Here is a 14,851-nt window from a genome sequence, read left to right as displayed (position 1 = left end):
AGTCTCTGATGGTTCGCTATGAAGCTCCTGACAATACGGCGGCGGTGCCGCCCCGCTCATCCCAGCTCGTCGGCGTCCATGATCGTGTACGCGTAGCCCTGCTCCGCGAGGAAGCGCTGCCGGTTCTGCGCGAAGTCCTGATCGACCGTGTCGCGCGCGATGAGCGTGTAGAAGGACGCGGTGGCGCCGTTCGCCTTCGGGCGGAGCAGGCGTCCGAGGCGCTGCGCCTCCTCCTGGCGCGAGCCGAAGGAGCCAGAGATCTGGATGGCGACGGAGGCGTCGGGGAGGTCGACCGAGAAGTTCGCGACCTTCGACACCACGAGGATCTTCGTCTCGCCCGCGCGGAAGGCGCCGAACAGCTCCTCCCGCTCGTCGACGGGCGTCTGCCCCGTGATGAGCGGCGCACCGAGCGCCTCGGCCATGGCCTCCAGCTGATCGATGTACTGCCCGATCACGAGCACGCTCTCGCCGGGGTGCCGCTCGATGATGCGCCGCGCGATCGTCTGCTTGGCGAAGGTGGACGAGGCGATGCGGTAGCGATCCTGATCCTCGGCGATGGCGTAGTCCATCCGCTCCGACTCGCTCAGCTCGATCCGCACCTCGAAGCAGGCCGCCGGGGCGATGAAGCCCTGCGCCTCGATGTCCTTCCATGCGGCGTCGTAGCGCTTCGGCCCGATGAGGCTGAAGACGTCGCCCTCGCGGCCGTCCTCGCGCACGAGCGTCGCGGTGAGTCCGAGGCGGCGGCGGGCCTGGAGCTCCGCCGTGAGCTTGAACACCGGGGCGGGGAGGAGATGCACCTCGTCGTAGACGATGACGCCCCAGTCCTCCGCGTTGAGCAGCGAGAGATGCGCGTACTCGCCCTTCCTGCGGCTCGTGAGGATCTGGTAGGTCGCGATCGTGACGGGCTTCACCTCCTTCACCTGACCGGAGTACTCCCCGATCTCCTCCTCGGTGAGGGTGGTGCGCCGCAGCAGCTCGTCGCGCCACTGCCTGGCGGACACCGCGTTGGTGACGAGGATCAGCGTCTTCGCTCCGACGGCGGCCATGGAGGCCGCGCCGACGATCGTCTTCCCCGCGCCGCACGGCAGCACGACGACGCCGGAACCGCCCCGCTGGAAGGCCTCGACCGCTTTCGCCTGGTAGTCGCGGAGCTCCCAGTCCTCCCGCCCCTCCCGACTGAAGTCGAGTTCGATGTCGTACGGGTCGCCCGGGGTGTAACCGGCGAGATCCTCCGCCGGCCAGCCGCGGGCCACGAGCTGCTGCTTCAGCTCGCCCCGCGCCCACGCCTCGACGGGATAGGTGCGCTCGTCGAGACGGTTTCCGAGCAGCGGCGCGATCTTCTTCGCGCTCGAGACCTCGCGCAGGATCGCGGGCTCGTCGGAGCGCAGGATCAGCTCGCCGGCGTGCTCCCCGCCGTACTCCTCATCGCCGGCGCGCTCGATCGTGAGGCGGCCGTAGCGCCGCATCGTATCGGCGATCTCGCCGGCGACGCCCGAGGGCACGGGGAACTTCGCGTGCCGGTTCAGCGTCTCGAGGATCTCCTCCGCGGTGTGGCCCGCGGCGCGCGCGTTCCAGAGGCCGAGGCGCGTGACGCGGTAGGTGTGGATGTGCTCGGGTGCGCGTTCGAGTTCGGCGAACACCGCGAGCTCGTGCCTGGCGTCCTCCGCGTCGGGATGGGCGACCTCGAGGAGGACGGTGTGGTCGCTCTGCACGATGAGGGGGCCGAGAGTCATAGCGGACCATTCTACTCCCGGCTCCGGGATCCGCGCTGGGGGCGGCCGGTCCGGTGGAGCCGGAGGGAGGCTGCGTCCGGCGCCTCAGACCGATTCGACCGCGGTGATGACGCTCACCGGCAGCGTGCGCTCCACGCCGGCGGACTGGTCGGTCGCGCGCAGGCGGCCGCCGTTCACCGAGACGGGCAGGAGCGTGAAGGTGTGCCGCTGCCCGCGCGCCTCGGCCGTGACCAGCACGGGGCTGCGGTCCCGGATGGCGAGCTCGAGCCTCCGGGTGAAGTCCGCGGAGCCCGGCTCCGAGCGGGCGGCGAGATAGACGCGCTCGACGAGGGCGCCGAGCGGGGCGGGCAGCGCGTCGGGGTCGCTCGGGCCGGGGGCGCCCGGGGCGGCGTCCGACGGGGAGGCCGGCGGTGCCGGCGCCCGATCGGCCGAAGCGCCGCTCGCGTGATAGCGCGCGTCGGCCAGCGCCGCCGCGACGTGCTCGGATCGCAGCCGGGAGAAGAGCCGAGTGCCGGTGGGGGAGCGGCGATGCAGCTGCAGATGCTGCAGCGCCCGATCGACGAGCAGCGTGTCGGCGAGATCGAGGCGCGACACCGTGATGCTCGTGCGGCCCTCGTCGCCCGTGTGCTCGGCGACGACGATGCTTCCGACGCGCTCGGCCAGCGCGTCGAGGAGGTAGTCGAGCGGCTGCGGGATCCCGGTGAGGGAGAGTCGTGTGAAGATCCCGCGCACCTCCGCGGCCGAGCGACCGCGGTCGAGCGCTTCGGCGACCGAGGCGTCCGCGATCCGCCGCGTCGAGGCGACCCCGATGTGCTCCGGCCGCGTGACCGCCGCGAGGTCCGCCTCGTCCTCGGGAGCCAGCGGTCCCGGGACGACGACGCTGAGGTCCGGTTGCACGTAGACGCCGGGGCGGCGGGGGGCATCTGCGCCGCGACGATGGCGGCGGCGGCCTCCCGGTCGCCGGCGAGCAGCCGCTCGAAGGCCGGGCACAGCACCCCGCCGACGGTCGCGCCGGCGTACTCCGCGGCCGCGACGAACGCCGCGACGGCGCTCCGATCCGCGTCGGGGAGCAGCGGGTACTCCACGGGGAGCCGCGCGGCGGCCGCCGCGAGATCCGAGCCGGGATCCGGATCGACCCCGAGGAGGGCGCGCAGCTGGGGCGCGAGCCCGGCCGCGAGGGAGTCCGCGAGGGCGAGCCAGCGCGCCCCGTGGGGCAGGGCGAGCCAGCCCTCCGAGCGGGCCGAGACCACGAGCGTCGCCTCCTCCGCGACGGGTGCAGCGAGGCCCGCGCGCTGGAGCAGCCCGAAGGCGAGCGCGACATCCTCGGGGGCGACGCCCGTGTGCTCCGCGGCGGCGCGGACGGTGGCGACGGCGACCGTGCGGTTCCGGTTGAGTCGCCCCGGGCGCTCCCGCAGCAGGCGGAGGCACTCGGCCGCCTGCCCGACCGCCGTGAGCCCCGCGGCGAACCAGGCGTCCGTGTCCGCGGGTTCCGCTGCGGCCGGGGAGCCGCCGCCCGCGGCCGCGCCCTCGGCGCCCGCCCCGCCGACAGCCTGCGCCGGGGCGGGTGCGGCCCGCTCGGCGAGGGCCTCCCGCACCGCGGCGACGACCTCCGGGAGTCGCGCGGGCCGCGTGCGGGACGATGCGGTGCCGGAGGCTCTCGGCGCGCCCTCGGGTCCCGGTGCGCCCTCGGGTCCCGGTGCGCCCTCGGGCCCCGGTGCGCCCTCGGCGCCCAGCAGCCCGAGCGCCGTCAGCGCGGCGACCCGGGCGGCCGCGTCGCCCGCACCGCCTGCATCGCCCGCACCGCCTGCATCGCCCGTACCGTCTGCGTCGCCCGCACCGTCCGGCAGCGGCGCCGCGTCGCCGAGGAGGGCGAGCGCGGAGCGATCGAGCGGGGCGATGGCTCGGGCGATCGAGTCGGGGCGGAGGAGCTCCGCGGCCAGGCCGATGGGGTCGAGCACGCTGTTCGGCGCCTGGGGGCGTCGCCGCGCCACGAGGCGTTCGAGGGCCTCCCGGTCCATCGCGGCGATGGACGTGGCGAGGGCGAGGGTGCCGCTCATGGCCGGGCCGGGCTCAGCGGCCCGAGTTCCGCCGGAACTCGGCGCGCCGCCGGCGCTGGCTGATGATGAGGAGGGCGACGAGCAGCACGAAGCCGATCGGCAGGCCGATGAGCGAGACGCCGTAGACCACCGGCCACAGCCCCTCCGCCGCGGCGTAGCGATCGTTCATCCCCACGATGAGCGTGGCGAAGAAGGACAGCAGCGCGATCGCGATGATGGCGAGCGACGCGTAGGCGAGGATGCGCTCGAGGAGCGACGGGGGAGCGGGTTCAGTGGACATCCGCACCATTTTATCGAGGAAGCGGCTGCGCTCGCAGCAAGGGCGCTGGAGTAGACTCGGATGGATATGCGGGCGCACGCCCGCGGGCGCGGTGCGCGGGCGTTGCGACGGCCGCCGCCGCAGGGTTCGAGACGGAGAGGGACGAGGCATGCCGAACGGCAAGGTCAGGTTCTACGACGAGGCGAAGGGCTTCGGGTTCATCCAGGGGGATGACGGCGCGCAGGTCTACCTGCACGCCTCGGTGGTCCCCGACGACGCCGAGGTGCAGCCCGGAACGCGCCTCGAGTACAGCGTGGGCGAGGGCAAGCGCGGGCCGCAGGCGCTGTCCGTGCGCATCATCGACACGCCGCGCCTGGCCAAGCGCAGCCGCAAGTCCGCCGATGAAATGGCCGTCATCGTGGAGGATCTCGTGAAGCTGCTCGACGCCCTCGGCGGCCGCCTCAAGAACGGGCAGTACCCCGAACGACAGCAGTCGCGGAAGGTGGCGACCATGCTGCGCCGCGTGGCGGACGATTTCGATGTCTGAGTCGGGGGAGGCGCAGGCCATGAGCGCTGACGTGACGGGGACCGCCCCGGCGGCCGCCGATCCGGTGCTGCTCGCGGCGCGCGATCAGGCGCGCGCGGCGCTCGCCGAGATCACCGACGCCGCGACCATCGGCTCGGACGACGGGCACGAGGTGCACGAGGCGCACGTGCTCACCCTGTTCTTCGAGTGCCGGAAGCCGGGGTACCCTGGGTGGCGATGGGCGGCGACCGTCGCCCGCGTCGACGAGGGCTCGCCGGTCAACGTGCTCGAGGTCGAGCTCCTCCCGGGCGTCGGCGCCGTGGTCGCGCCCGACTGGGTGCCGTGGTCCGAGCGACTCGCGCAGTACCGCGAGACCCAGGCGCGTCAGGCCTCGGACGAGGCCGCCGCCGCCGAGGAGGCCGCGGCCGAGCTCAGCGAGGAGGACGAGGTGGATCCCGATGAGGATCTGCTCGACAACGACTTCAGCGACTTCGACGACGAGATCGACGGCGTCGACCTCGACGAGGACGACGACGCGGATGATGACGACGACGCGGACGACGATGCCGATGCCGAGGACCGCGCCGATGCCGCCGACGACACCGAGCTCTTCGCGGACGATGACGTGGACGACGACGCCGAGGCGGACGATGACGACGACGCGGAGGACGACACCGACGACGAGGAGTAGTCGGCGACGCCCGGCGGGCGCCGCACCCTGCTGAGGGCCGTGCCGGATCGGCGCGGCCCTCAGCCGTCCCGTCCGGGGCCGCGCGCGAGCGAACCGCGGAAAATACGTAGGATGCCCGGATCCCGCCGCCGCGATCCTCCCCGTAGTGTTGCTCTCCATACAACGGGGGCTCATATGAGCGGACATCGAGACTCCGGGCGTCGGTCTCGACGCCCGGTCGGACGCGGACGGCCCGAGGTTTTCCCCCTATTGTCCTCGGGTCGTGCCGCTCTTCTGCGGGACGCTATCGACGCTCGAGCACGTAGTCGATCGCGCCAGTGAGCGCGCGCACGTCATCGGGCTCGATCGCCGTGAACGTCGCGATGCGCAGCTGATTGCGGCCGAGCTTGCGGTAGGGCTCGGTGTCGACGATCCCGTTCGCGCGGAGGGCGCGGGAGATCTCCGCGGCGTCCACGGACTCGTCGAAGTCGATCGTCACGACGACCTGCGAGCGGTGATCCGGATCGGAGACGAACGGCGTCGCGGCCGCGGTGCGCTCGGCCCAGTCGTAGAGCACGCCGGACGACTCCGCGGTCCGCGACGCCGCCCAGGCGAGGCCGCCCTGGCCGTTGATCCACCGGATCTGCTCGTCCATGAGTCCGAGCGTCGCGAGCGCGGGCGTGTTGAGGGTCTGATTCTTCCGCGAGTTCTCGAGCGCCCCCGCGAGATTGAGCGTCTCGGGGATGTACCGCCCGGAGGCCGCCACGCGCTCGATGCGCTCGATGGCCGCGGGGGAGACGAGCGCGAACCACAGCCCGCCGTCGGAGGCGAAGTTCTTCTGCGGCGAGAAGTAGTAGACGTCGACCTCGGACGCATCGAAGTCGATGCCGCCGGCGCCGCTCGTCGCGTCGACGACGGTGAGCGCGCCCGGGTCGCCCGTGACGCGGCGGACGGGGGCCATGACGCCCGTCGAGGTCTCGTTGTGCGGGTAGGCGTAGACGTCGACCCCCGCGAGCGGTGCGGTCTGGGAGCGCGAACCCGCGTCGGCGCTGCGCACGTCGGGGTCCTCGAGGAACGGTGCGGCCTGCGCGGCCTTCGCGAACTTCGACCCGAACTCGCCGAAGGCGAGATGCTGACTGCGGCGCTCGATGAGCGAGTGGACCGCCGAGTCCCAGAAGGTGGTCGCGCCGCCGTTGGCGAGGAGCACCTCGTAGCCCTCCGGCGCGCGGAAGAGCTCTGCGAGCCCCGAACGGACGTTGCCGACGAGATCCTTCACGGGGGCCTGCCGATGGGAGGTGCCGAGGACGCGCGGCTGCAGCGTCGCGAGGAAGTCGAGCTGCTCGGAGCGCACCTTCGAAGGGCCGCACCCGAAGCGACCGTCGGCGGGCAGGAGTTCGGTGGGGATCGTGATGTCGGCCATGCGCACGAGTCTACCGATCCGTCAGGACCGCCCCGCGGCGTCGATGCGTGCGCCGATCCTCGCCTCCGCCGTCGTCGCGGCCATGCTCTAGGCTGTAAGGCGACCCTAAGTTGGAGAGGACCGCTGATGACGGATCTGATCGATACGACCGAAATGTACCTCCGCACCATCCTCGAGCTCGAGGAGGAGGGGATCGTCCCCCTGCGCGCGCGCATTTCGGAGAGGCTCGGGCACTCCGGGCCGACCGTGTCGCAGACCGTGGGGCGCATGGAGCGCGACGGGCTCGTCGTCGTCACCGACGATCGCCGGCTCGAACTCACCGGCCCCGGCCGCACCAAGGCCGTGCACGTCATGCGCAAGCACCGGCTCGCCGAGCGGCTGCTGTCCGACGTCATCGGACTCGAGTGGGCCTTCGTGCACGAGGAGGCGTGCCGATGGGAGCACGTCATGAGCGAGCGCGTCGAGCGGAAGCTGCTGACCATCCTCGACCATCCCACCGAGTCGCCCTACGGCAATCCGATCCCGGGTCTCGAAGAGCTCGGCGACGTGCGCGCCGGTTCCTTCCAGACCGGGGTCGTCGGGCTCGGGGAACTGCTCATCGATCCCGAAGCCAGCGTCACGGCGCGCATCAAGCGCCTGGCTGAGCCCGTGCAGACCGATCCCGAGCTGCTGGAGCAGCTGGCCTCCGCCGGCGTGCTCCCCGGCAGCCGGGCCTCCTTCTCCCGCCGCGGCACGACCGTGCACGTGGAGGTCGAGGGATCGAGCGAGGCGATCGACCTCCCGCTGGAGGTCGCCGCCCACCTCTTCGTCTCGCAGTAGGCGGGACGCGGCTCACCCGGGCGGCGCGCACGTCGCCCGGGTGAGGGCTGCGCGGCGCCGAGGAGCGGCGCGCACAGGAACCGTCCGGGCCCCGGACAGTCCACCAATGGAGTTGATAGACCGAGGAGTCGCTTGTGACGTTGCCCACCCCCGAAGCCCACCTGCAGTCCGTGCTCGAGGCGGTCGAGACCCGCAACAGCGGAGAGGCCGAGTTCCTGCAGGCCGCCCGCGAGGTGCTGGAGACCCTCGCCCCGGTGCTCGCGGAGCATCCCGAGTTCATCGAGGCGGGGATCCTCGAGCGGCTGGTGGAGCCGGAGCGCCAGCTCATCTTCCGGGTCCCGTGGACCGATGATGCCGGCAGGGTGCGGGTCAACCGAGGGTTCCGTGTGCAGTTCAACTCGGCGCTCGGCCCCTATAAGGGGGGATTGCGCTTCCACCCGACGGTCAACCTCTCCGTCGTGAAGTTCCTCGGTTTCGAGCAGATCTTCAAGAACGCGCTCACCTCGCAGCGCATCGGCGGCGGCAAGGGCGGCTCGGACTTCGACCCCTCGGGCAGGAGCGACGCGGAGGTCATGCGCTTCTGCCAGAGCTTCATGACGGAGCTCGTGCACCGCATCGGCGAGCACACCGATATCCCCGCCGGCGACATCGGCGTCGGGGCGCGCGAGATCGGCTACCTCTTCGGGCAGTACCGGCGCATCACGCAGCGCTACGAGGCGGGCGTGCTCACCGGGAAGGGCGTCGGCTGGGGCGGTGCCGAGGTGCGCACCGAGGCGACCGGGTACGGCGCGGTCTTCTTCGCGGAGGAGATGCTGCTGCGCGCGGGCGAGGCGATCGAGGGCCGCCACGCGGTGGTGTCGGGATCGGGCAACGTCGCCACCTACGCGATCGAGAAGATCCAGCAGCTCGGCGGGCGAGCGCTCACCGCCTCCGATTCCAGCGGGTACATCGTGGACGAGGAGGGCATCGACCTCGAGGTCCTCAAGCAGGTGAAGGGGGTCGAGCGCGCCCGGATCTCGGAGTACGCGGCCCGCCGCCCCTCCGCGAGATTCGTCGCCGGCGGCTCGGTGTGGGACGTGCCCGCGCAGCTCGCGTTCCCGTGCGCCACGCAGAACGAGCTCGACGCCGAAGCCGCGCGGACGCTGCTGAAGAACGGCGTGCGCGCGGTCTCCGAGGGGGCGAACATGCCGACCACGCCGGAGGCCGTGGAGCTCTTCCAGGGGGCGGGGGTGCTCTTCGCCCCGGGCAAGGCCGCGAACGCGGGAGGCGTGGCGACCTCGGCGCTCGAGATGAGCCAGAACGCGGCGCGCTCGCGCTGGGATCGCGACAAGAGCGAGTCCCGCCTGCACGGCATCATGCGCGACGTGCACGAGGCGAGCTACGCGGCGTCGGAGCGCTACGGGCGGCCCGGCGACTACGTGCTGGGCGCGAACTCCGCGGCATTCGTGACCGTGGCGCAGGCGATGCTCGAGCAGGGCGTGATCTGACCGTTGATTCGCTCGACGTCGAGAGATTCCGGGGCGTCTCGGCGCCCCGGATTTCCCGGTGTTTCCGGGCGAACCGAGGGTTGCCGCGGGTGAGCGTGACAATTTCGTGATCTTCGGTTACCCTTGAACGGTCGCGGTCCGGAAGGGCCGTTCCTCATGCAGGACAGAGAACAGTAAGCGAACGTTAGGCAGATATTCTCGTGGCTCAGAACCCCAGCACGGACCTCGCACTCGTCGGCGACGGCGCCAAGTCCACCAAGGCGAAGCGCGTCGCGCAGATGGCGGGAGCTGCCGTACTCAGTTTCGGCCTCGTTGGGACCTTCAGTCTCCCGGCGTACGCCACGAGCCCCGACCCCGAGGGCATGCCCGACGGCTTCGCGGCCGCGCAGACGCTCGAGACGGTCGACGTGGACGCCAGCGTGCTGCCGCTGACCGCGCCCGATGGCGAGGTCGGCGCGGAGATCCTCGAGCAGGAGGCCGCCGCCAAGGCCGCTGAAGAGGCCGCGGCCAAGGCCGCCGAGGAGCAGGCTGCTCAGAACGCCGCTGCTGCCGGCGGTGCGGGTGAGACCCCGAAGTCGAACGGCTACTCCGGCGCCGACGTGCCCGCGGGTGCCGGCGCTCAGGGCATCGTCGCCGCGGCGATGGCCCAGCTCGGCCAGTACCAGGACTGCACCGCGCTCGTCGAGCGCTCGCTGCGCGCGATCGGCATCCCCGCCGGCGACCTCGGCACACAGGTCGGCGAGTACACCGGCCTCGGCGGCACGCTCGTCACGAGCGGCGACTACGCCCCCGGCGACGTGCTCGTCTGGTCCGGGCGTCACGTCGCCGTCTACATCGGCAACGGCCAGGCCGTGCACGGCGGCTACGGCGGCAACCAGACCGTGATCGCGAGCGCGTTCCTCGACGGTGCGCCCAACGGTGTGGTCCGCTTCGGCTGATCCGCACGGCGACGACGTCGAAACGGGCGGGGCTTCGGCCCCGCCCGTTTTCGTGTGCCCGCGGCGCGGGAGCGGGCGTAGATGAGGAGTGCCCCAGAGAGGAATCGAACCTCCGACACCTTCTTTAGGAGAGAAGTGCTCTATCCACTGAGCTACTGGGGCGGAGCCGCGAACGGCCTCTGAGAGTCTAGCGCACGGCCCGCCCGCGATCCGCGCCGGGCCGTCGTCGCCGTCGCAATCGTCACCGTCATCGTCGTCACCGTCTTCGCACGTCAGAAGATGTCACTGCACGGTGCCTCAGGCCGCAACTTCTGACGTGCGTGGGGCTGGGGTGAGTGATCTGCGGCCGGATCCGTTCCCGCGGGTCGGGCGATGACACGACGGGATCCCGCGCGACGCGATCCTCTCGGAGCTCGGAGGACGCGTGGGGGAGCGACGTCGAGCGCGCGACGGGGCGCGCGGGGAGCGCGAGGGAGGGACGTCGAGCGCGAGGGCGCGACGACGAGCGCACGATGGAGAGAGCGGGGTCGCGAGGGGTCAGCCGGCGAGGATCCGGGTCAGGCCGACGGTCAGCAGCGAGGCGGCGAAGAGGAGGATGAGGGACGCGAGGACGAGGCCCGCGATCGCCGCCCAGAGGAGCGGCCCGCGTCGGCGCACTGCGCGCGCGCCGATGGCGACCGCGACGACCGCAACGGCCAGGTAGAGGACGTAGCCGGGCACGCCCTCCTGCACGAGGAACGGCACCAGCGCGGCGACCACACCGGCGAGGAGCGCCAGCAGGTGGCGGTTCCGACTCCGGACGGCGTCGGAACGGCTCTCGATCGGGGGCATGGCCGCCATCCTAACGAAGCCGAACCGGGCGCGGCGGCAGCACCGATGCCCCCGCGGCGTCTCATCAGTGCGCCGGCGCCCGTGCGCCGGTGACCGCCACACCGGCGACCGCCACGCCGGCGACCGGCATACCGATCACCGGGCGAGGGGCGCTCAGCGTGTCCCGTGCGGCACACCCGGCCACGAGGGGAAGGGGTCGGGGAGGCCGATCCAGGATGCGGGACCGGCGGCGAACTCGGCGTCGTCGAGTGCGGCCTCGTCGAGCGCGGCTCGCAATCCGTCGACGTCGAGATCGAGGCCGATGACGGCGAGATCCTGACCGAGCGCCAGCAGTCCGGCGGCATCCGCCCATTCGGATCCGAGCTCCGCCGTGACCCCGGCGTCGTCGGCGTCCCGGGCGGCGTCGAACCGGACCGCGGGGCCGTCGAGCGCCAGCGGATCGAAGGAGATCATCCGACCCACGTGGTCCCATCGGGCGACGACGCCGGGACGCGTGGCGAGGCGGCAGAATCCGACGGAGCGGAGCACCGTGCCGAACGCGGCCGCTTCGATGCGTTCGTCCAGGAGCCGCGCGAGCCGCCCCGGGTGGAACGGGCGGAGCTGCTCGTATCGGAAGGCCCGCACGCGCGGATCGGTCATATGCGGGTCGAAGTCGCCGTTCAGGATCGCGACCCATCCCGGTCGCTCCTGCGCGGCCCCGAAGCCGCCACCGCTCGCCCCTGCGGCTCCGGATCCGGAATCCTCGCCGTCGCGGTGCAGCCGCAGGCGCGCCGCGGGTGCGAGGTGGCTCACGAGCGCCATTGCGGTCGAGAGCTCAGGCGTCTCCACCGCCTCCCAATTCACGAGCACGACCGTCGAGGCGAATTCGATCTGCGTCGCGGCGAGCAGCGCCCGCGCGATCCCGTCGATGCCGGGTCGGCCCGGAACCCGTCGCACGGCGTAGTCGTCTCGGGCGAGCTCCTGCATCAGGTGGAGCGCGTCGACCACGCAGACGATCTCCCGCAGCTGCAAGTCCTCAGCGCCTTCCGCGAAGGCGCCGATGATCCTGGCGACGGGGACCTCCGCCGGGAACTCGACGACGGCGCCGGACGCCCGGTCGCTCCACGGAGCGAGCGCGAGCGCCTCATCGAGGGGGTCGGGGGACATCGCGAGGCGCGCGGCCGAGACGAGCATGCGGGGCGGGGCGGCTGCGAGGCGGCGGGCGTACTGCTGCCGTTCGGGGGCGCACGCGCCGACGACGGCGGTGATGTTCACTCGGTCCATGTGGTCCTTCCGTGTTCGCGCGCCGCCGATGCGCGCGCCGCCTGTGTGTGCGGCGTCGACTGGGGCGATGACTCCATGTAATGATAACGATTATCAACAAGAAGGGGAGGCGTGAGGATTCGCGCGTCGCTGAGATCGTTGCTGCGCCAACCGGCACCCGGAGCCGAGCTCGATCTCCGGCTCGGCCCGGCTCACGACCCGACGGGCGGATCGATGAGCAGCGCGACGCGTTCCGCGAGGAACGCCGAGAGCGCGGGGGCTCCGGCGAGCGGCGCCCCCGCGCGCCAGCGCACCCGGATCTCGCCCTCGGCGAAGCCCAGCGGGGAGCCCGGGTCGGCGAGCGCCGCGAGCCCCGCGGGGTCGTCGAGGGGGAGGGCGACGGCGTCGTAGTTGACGGGCGTGCCCGCTGCGTAGCCGCCGCGGAGCGCGGCCGCGGCGATCTCGCGACGCTCCTCGCGCGAGAGGTCCTGATAGCCGGGGCGCCCGCGCTCCGCCGCCCGCGTGGCCCGGCCGAGCGCGAAGAGGCGCCCGTCGGTGCCGAGCAGCAGCGCGCCGATCCGCCATGCCTCGCCGAGCGGGCGCATGGTCGCCGGTCGTGTGCGCAGCAGCCCCCGGCGCGGCGGCACGTACTCGGCGAGCGCCTCGGGCGCGACGTCCGCGGCGCGGAGACGCTCGACGGCTTCCGCGCAGGCCAGAAGGGCGCGCTCGCGCGCCGCCGATTCCTGTGCTCCGCTCATCCCGCCAGTGTATTCGGGGCGGCCAGACGCAGAGCTAGACTCGATGGGATGACCACTTCGTCCGGCGCGCAGCGCGCGGTGCAGCGCTCGGCCCGGACGAACACCGTGCGCGCCATGCTCCTCGTGCTCACGGGCTCCATCGGGATGCAGCTCTCCGCCGTCGTCGCCCTCGGGCTGTTCGCGCCGCTCGGCGTGCTCGGCACGAGCTCGTTGCGCATGCTCATCGCCGCCGCGATCCTGCTCGCGATCTTCCGGCCCCGCGTGCGCGGTCGGAGCCGCGCCGAGTGGTTCGGGATCGTGCTCTACGGCGTCGCGATGGCCACGATGAACGCCTTCCTCTATCTCGCGGTGGATCGGCTGCCCCTCGGCGTCGCGACCACGATCGACTTCCTCGGCCCCTGCGCGGTCGCCCTGGTCGCGGCCCGGCGGGTCAGGGAGGGGCTCCTCGCTGTCGTCGCCCTGCTCGGGGTCGCCCTCATCGCGGGCTTCGGCGGCGAGCTCGATCCCCTCGGCCTGATGTTCGCCGTGCTCGCGGGCGCCGCCTTCGGGCTCTACACCCTGCTGGCGGCGCGCGTCGGCCAATCCGAGGGCGGCCTGCCCGGCGTCGCGCTGTCCGTGACCGTCGCGGCCGTGCTCACGCTGCCGTTCTCCGTGCCAGCGATGCCGCAGCTGCGCCCCGAGCACCTGCTCGCGCTCGTCGTCTCGGCGCTGCTCGGCACGGCGCTCGCCTTCACGGTCGACACGATCGCGGGCCGCCTCACCTCGGCGCGCGTGCTCGGCGTGTTCTTCGCCTTCGACCCCGTGATGGGAACGCTCATCGGCGCACTGCTGCTCGGACAGCTCCTCACCCCGGTGGCGCTCTGCGGCGTCGTGCTGGTCGTCGCCGCGGGAGCCGGGATCGTCTGGCTCGCGGGCGGCAAGCGCCGGACGGCGGGGCCGCCCGGGTCGGGGACCGACGAGCCGGCGGCGCCCGCGCCGGATCCGGCGTCGTAGGCTGATCGCGTGAGCCATGCAGCGGATGCCCCAGAGCCCGGAGTCGCCTCCCTCGAGATCGAGCGGAAGTACGAGGCGAGTCGGGGGGTGCTCCTGCCGCGCGACTTCTCCGCGGCGGGCCTCGTCGCGGAGGCGCCGGTCATGCACCGGCTCGTGGCGCGCTACTTCGACACCGCGACCGGGAAGCTCGCCCGGCGCGGGTTCGCCCTGCGCAGCCGCGCGGGCGGCAAGGACGCCGGCTGGCATCTGAAGCAGCGCGGTGCGGACGGCGTCCGCGAGCTGCTGTGGCCGCCGGCGGAGGCGATGCCCGACGGGCTGCGCGCCGAGCTCCGGGAGCGGATCGGTGCGGCGGCCGACGCCGTGCGCGAGATCGCCGAGCTCCGCACGGAGCGCTCGGTCGTGGTGCTGCGCGACGCCTCGGGCGCGGCGCGCGTGGAGCTCGCCGACGACAGCGTGCGCGCGCGATCCTTCGCCGAGGGGGACGCGCCCGTCTCCCGGGCCTGGCGCGAATGGGAGGCGGAGCTCCTCGCGGGGGACGCGCGGATCCTCGATCTCGTCGAGCCCGTGCTCCTCGCGGCGGGTGCGACGCATTCGCTCAGTTTCGCGAAGATCGCGCGGGCGACCGGGCAGCTCGGCGCCGCCGCGCGGGCCGCGGGAGCCGGGGCGGAGACGCTCGCAGCGCTCGCGGCCCTCGACCGCGCGGATCGGGCGGCGGGGACCGCCGGGACGGCGGATGCCGGGTCGACCGGGGCCGCCGCGGCGGGCGCGGGAGCCGCTGACGCCGGATCCTGAGATTCCCGCGGCGAGCAGCCGGTGCGCGCCACGTAGGCTGGAGGGCATGAGCAAGGGATCGAAGCCGGGCAAGCCCGAGCAGCCCACCCCGCAGGCGCGGCGCAAGCAGATCATCGTCGGCCTCGTCATGGGCGCCGTCGTCGGCGTCGTCATCGGGGCGCTCACGCAGTTCTGGCTGTGGGTGCCGGCGGGCCTCGCGCTCGGCCTCGCGACCGGCGCGATCATGAAGCCGCCGGCCGCCTAGCGTCGCGGCTGCGCGGTGATCGGAGTCGCCGGAACCGTGCGAGCCGGGCGCGGCCGCGTGCGCCGGTGCGGCGAGACCGCCG

At 72.9% G+C, this 14,851-nt stretch carries 15 protein-coding genes and 1 tRNA gene; 8 read left to right on the top strand and 8 right to left on the bottom strand.

Going from position 1 to position 14,851, the window contains the following annotated elements; genetic code table 11:
* Positions 1-56: 56 nt before the first annotated feature.
* The 3 genes from MUN78_RS12100 to MUN78_RS12090 all read right to left on the bottom strand — a co-directional run bounded on the left by MUN78_RS12100 (position 57) and on the right by MUN78_RS12090 (position 4,070).
* Positions 57-1,733 carry a DNA repair helicase XPB gene (locus MUN78_RS12100; protein ID WP_244726728.1) on the bottom strand — a complete coding sequence of 559 codons (1,677 nt, stop codon included), beginning with the start codon at positions 1,731-1,733 and terminating at the stop codon, positions 57-59.
* 84 nt (positions 1,734-1,817) lie between these two features.
* Complete coding sequence (locus MUN78_RS12095; protein WP_244726726.1) at positions 1,818-2,630, bottom strand: helicase-associated domain-containing protein; 813 nt, start codon at positions 2,628-2,630, stop codon at positions 1,818-1,820.
* Positions 2,631-3,803: 1,173 nt separating this feature from the next.
* Entirely contained in the window at positions 3,804-4,070 is a 267-nt protein-coding gene (locus tag MUN78_RS12090) for a hypothetical protein (protein ID WP_244690191.1), read from the bottom strand.
* Positions 4,071-4,218: 148 nt separating this feature from the next.
* On the opposite strand from MUN78_RS12090, the gene MUN78_RS12085 reads away from it, so the two are divergent.
* Positions 4,219-4,596: a cold-shock protein gene (locus MUN78_RS12085; RefSeq protein WP_244690189.1), complete on the top strand. Its 378-nt coding sequence runs from the start codon at positions 4,219-4,221 to the stop codon at positions 4,594-4,596.
* Between the two features lie 19 nt (positions 4,597-4,615).
* Positions 4,616-5,266, top strand: coding sequence for a DUF3027 domain-containing protein (locus MUN78_RS12080; RefSeq protein ID WP_244726725.1), 651 nt, complete (start codon positions 4,616-4,618; stop codon positions 5,264-5,266).
* Between the two features lie 283 nt (positions 5,267-5,549).
* Here MUN78_RS12080 and serC read toward each other — a convergent pair whose 3' ends face one another.
* Entirely contained in the window at positions 5,550-6,665 is a 1,116-nt protein-coding gene (gene serC / locus MUN78_RS12075; protein ID WP_244726723.1) for a phosphoserine transaminase, read from the bottom strand.
* 126 nt (positions 6,666-6,791) lie between these two features.
* On the opposite strand from serC, the gene MUN78_RS12070 reads away from it, so the two are divergent.
* The 3 genes from MUN78_RS12070 (at position 6,792) to MUN78_RS12060 (ending at position 9,909) form a co-directional block, all read left to right on the top strand.
* Positions 6,792-7,484: an iron-dependent transcriptional repressor DtxR gene (locus MUN78_RS12070; protein WP_244690184.1), complete on the top strand. Its 693-nt coding sequence runs from the start codon at positions 6,792-6,794 to the stop codon at positions 7,482-7,484.
* Between the two features lie 134 nt (positions 7,485-7,618).
* Positions 7,619-8,971 (top strand): NADP-specific glutamate dehydrogenase, encoded by a 1,353-nt coding sequence (gene gdhA, locus MUN78_RS12065; RefSeq protein ID WP_244726720.1) that lies wholly within the window; start codon positions 7,619-7,621, stop codon positions 8,969-8,971.
* Between the two features lie 200 nt (positions 8,972-9,171).
* Positions 9,172-9,909: an NlpC/P60 family protein gene (locus MUN78_RS12060; RefSeq protein ID WP_244726718.1), complete on the top strand. Its 738-nt coding sequence runs from the start codon at positions 9,172-9,174 to the stop codon at positions 9,907-9,909.
* Between the two features lie 89 nt (positions 9,910-9,998).
* Here the strand turns inward: MUN78_RS12060 and MUN78_RS12055 are convergent.
* From MUN78_RS12055 to MUN78_RS12040, 4 genes are all read right to left on the bottom strand, one after another.
* Positions 9,999-10,071, bottom strand: a tRNA-Arg gene (locus MUN78_RS12055).
* A gap of 375 nt (positions 10,072-10,446) precedes the next feature.
* A complete protein-coding gene (locus MUN78_RS12050) occupies positions 10,447-10,740 on the bottom strand; it encodes a hypothetical protein (protein WP_244690180.1) in 294 nt (97 codons plus the stop codon).
* A gap of 153 nt (positions 10,741-10,893) precedes the next feature.
* Positions 10,894-12,003 carry a GTP-binding protein gene (locus tag MUN78_RS12045; protein ID WP_244726716.1) on the bottom strand — a complete coding sequence of 370 codons (1,110 nt, stop codon included), beginning with the start codon at positions 12,001-12,003 and terminating at the stop codon, positions 10,894-10,896.
* A 191-nt stretch (positions 12,004-12,194) separates the two neighbouring features.
* Positions 12,195-12,740, bottom strand: coding sequence for a hypothetical protein (locus tag MUN78_RS12040; protein WP_244726714.1), 546 nt, complete (start codon positions 12,738-12,740; stop codon positions 12,195-12,197).
* 48 nt (positions 12,741-12,788) lie between these two features.
* Here MUN78_RS12040 and MUN78_RS12035 point away from each other — a divergent pair, with 48 nt between their 5' ends.
* The 3 genes from MUN78_RS12035 to MUN78_RS12025 are packed head-to-tail and all read left to right on the top strand — an operon-like array spanning position 12,789 to position 14,769.
* Positions 12,789-13,733: an EamA family transporter gene (locus MUN78_RS12035; protein WP_244726712.1), complete on the top strand. Its 945-nt coding sequence runs from the start codon at positions 12,789-12,791 to the stop codon at positions 13,731-13,733.
* A 9-nt stretch (positions 13,734-13,742) separates the two neighbouring features.
* Positions 13,743-14,525, top strand: a complete 783-nt coding sequence (locus MUN78_RS12030) for a CYTH domain-containing protein (RefSeq protein WP_244726710.1) — start codon at positions 13,743-13,745, stop codon at positions 14,523-14,525.
* Between the two features lie 46 nt (positions 14,526-14,571).
* Positions 14,572-14,769, top strand: coding sequence for an HPP family protein (locus tag MUN78_RS12025; RefSeq protein ID WP_244726708.1), 198 nt, complete (start codon positions 14,572-14,574; stop codon positions 14,767-14,769).
* The last annotated feature ends 82 nt before the right edge of the window (positions 14,770-14,851 follow it).

The sequence above is a fragment of the Leucobacter allii genome (genome assembly GCF_022919155.1).
Taxonomy (GTDB): Bacteria; Actinomycetota; Actinomycetes; order Actinomycetales; family Microbacteriaceae; genus Leucobacter; species Leucobacter allii.
The sequence above is the reverse complement of the archived record's forward strand: the minus strand, read 5'-3'. Positions and strand labels throughout refer to the sequence as shown.

Bases quoted from the DNA above. Each gene is read 5' to 3' on its own strand.
- MUN78_RS12070 (WP_244690184.1), top strand. From the start codon at position 6,792: ATGACGGATCTGATCGATACGACCGAAATGTACCTCCGCACCATCCTC.
- MUN78_RS12080 (WP_244726725.1), top strand. From the start codon at position 4,616: ATGAGCGCTGACGTGACGGGGACCGCCCCGGCGGCCGCCGATCCGGTG.
- MUN78_RS12100 (WP_244726728.1), bottom strand. From the start codon at position 1,733: ATGACTCTCGGCCCCCTCATCGTGCAGAGCGACCACACCGTCCTCCTC.
- MUN78_RS12090 (WP_244690191.1), bottom strand. From the start codon at position 4,070: ATGTCCACTGAACCCGCTCCCCCGTCGCTCCTCGAGCGCATCCTCGCC.
- MUN78_RS12040 (WP_244726714.1), bottom strand. From the start codon at position 12,740: ATGAGCGGAGCACAGGAATCGGCGGCGCGCGAGCGCGCCCTTCTGGCC.
- MUN78_RS12035 (WP_244726712.1), top strand. From the start codon at position 12,789: ATGACCACTTCGTCCGGCGCGCAGCGCGCGGTGCAGCGCTCGGCCCGG.
- MUN78_RS12025 (WP_244726708.1), top strand. From the start codon at position 14,572: ATGAGCAAGGGATCGAAGCCGGGCAAGCCCGAGCAGCCCACCCCGCAG.
- MUN78_RS12045 (WP_244726716.1), bottom strand. From the start codon at position 12,003: ATGGACCGAGTGAACATCACCGCCGTCGTCGGCGCGTGCGCCCCCGAA.
- MUN78_RS12050 (WP_244690180.1), bottom strand. From the start codon at position 10,740: ATGCCCCCGATCGAGAGCCGTTCCGACGCCGTCCGGAGTCGGAACCGC.
- serC (WP_244726723.1), bottom strand. From the start codon at position 6,665: ATGGCCGACATCACGATCCCCACCGAACTCCTGCCCGCCGACGGTCGC.
- MUN78_RS12085 (WP_244690189.1), top strand. From the start codon at position 4,219: ATGCCGAACGGCAAGGTCAGGTTCTACGACGAGGCGAAGGGCTTCGGG.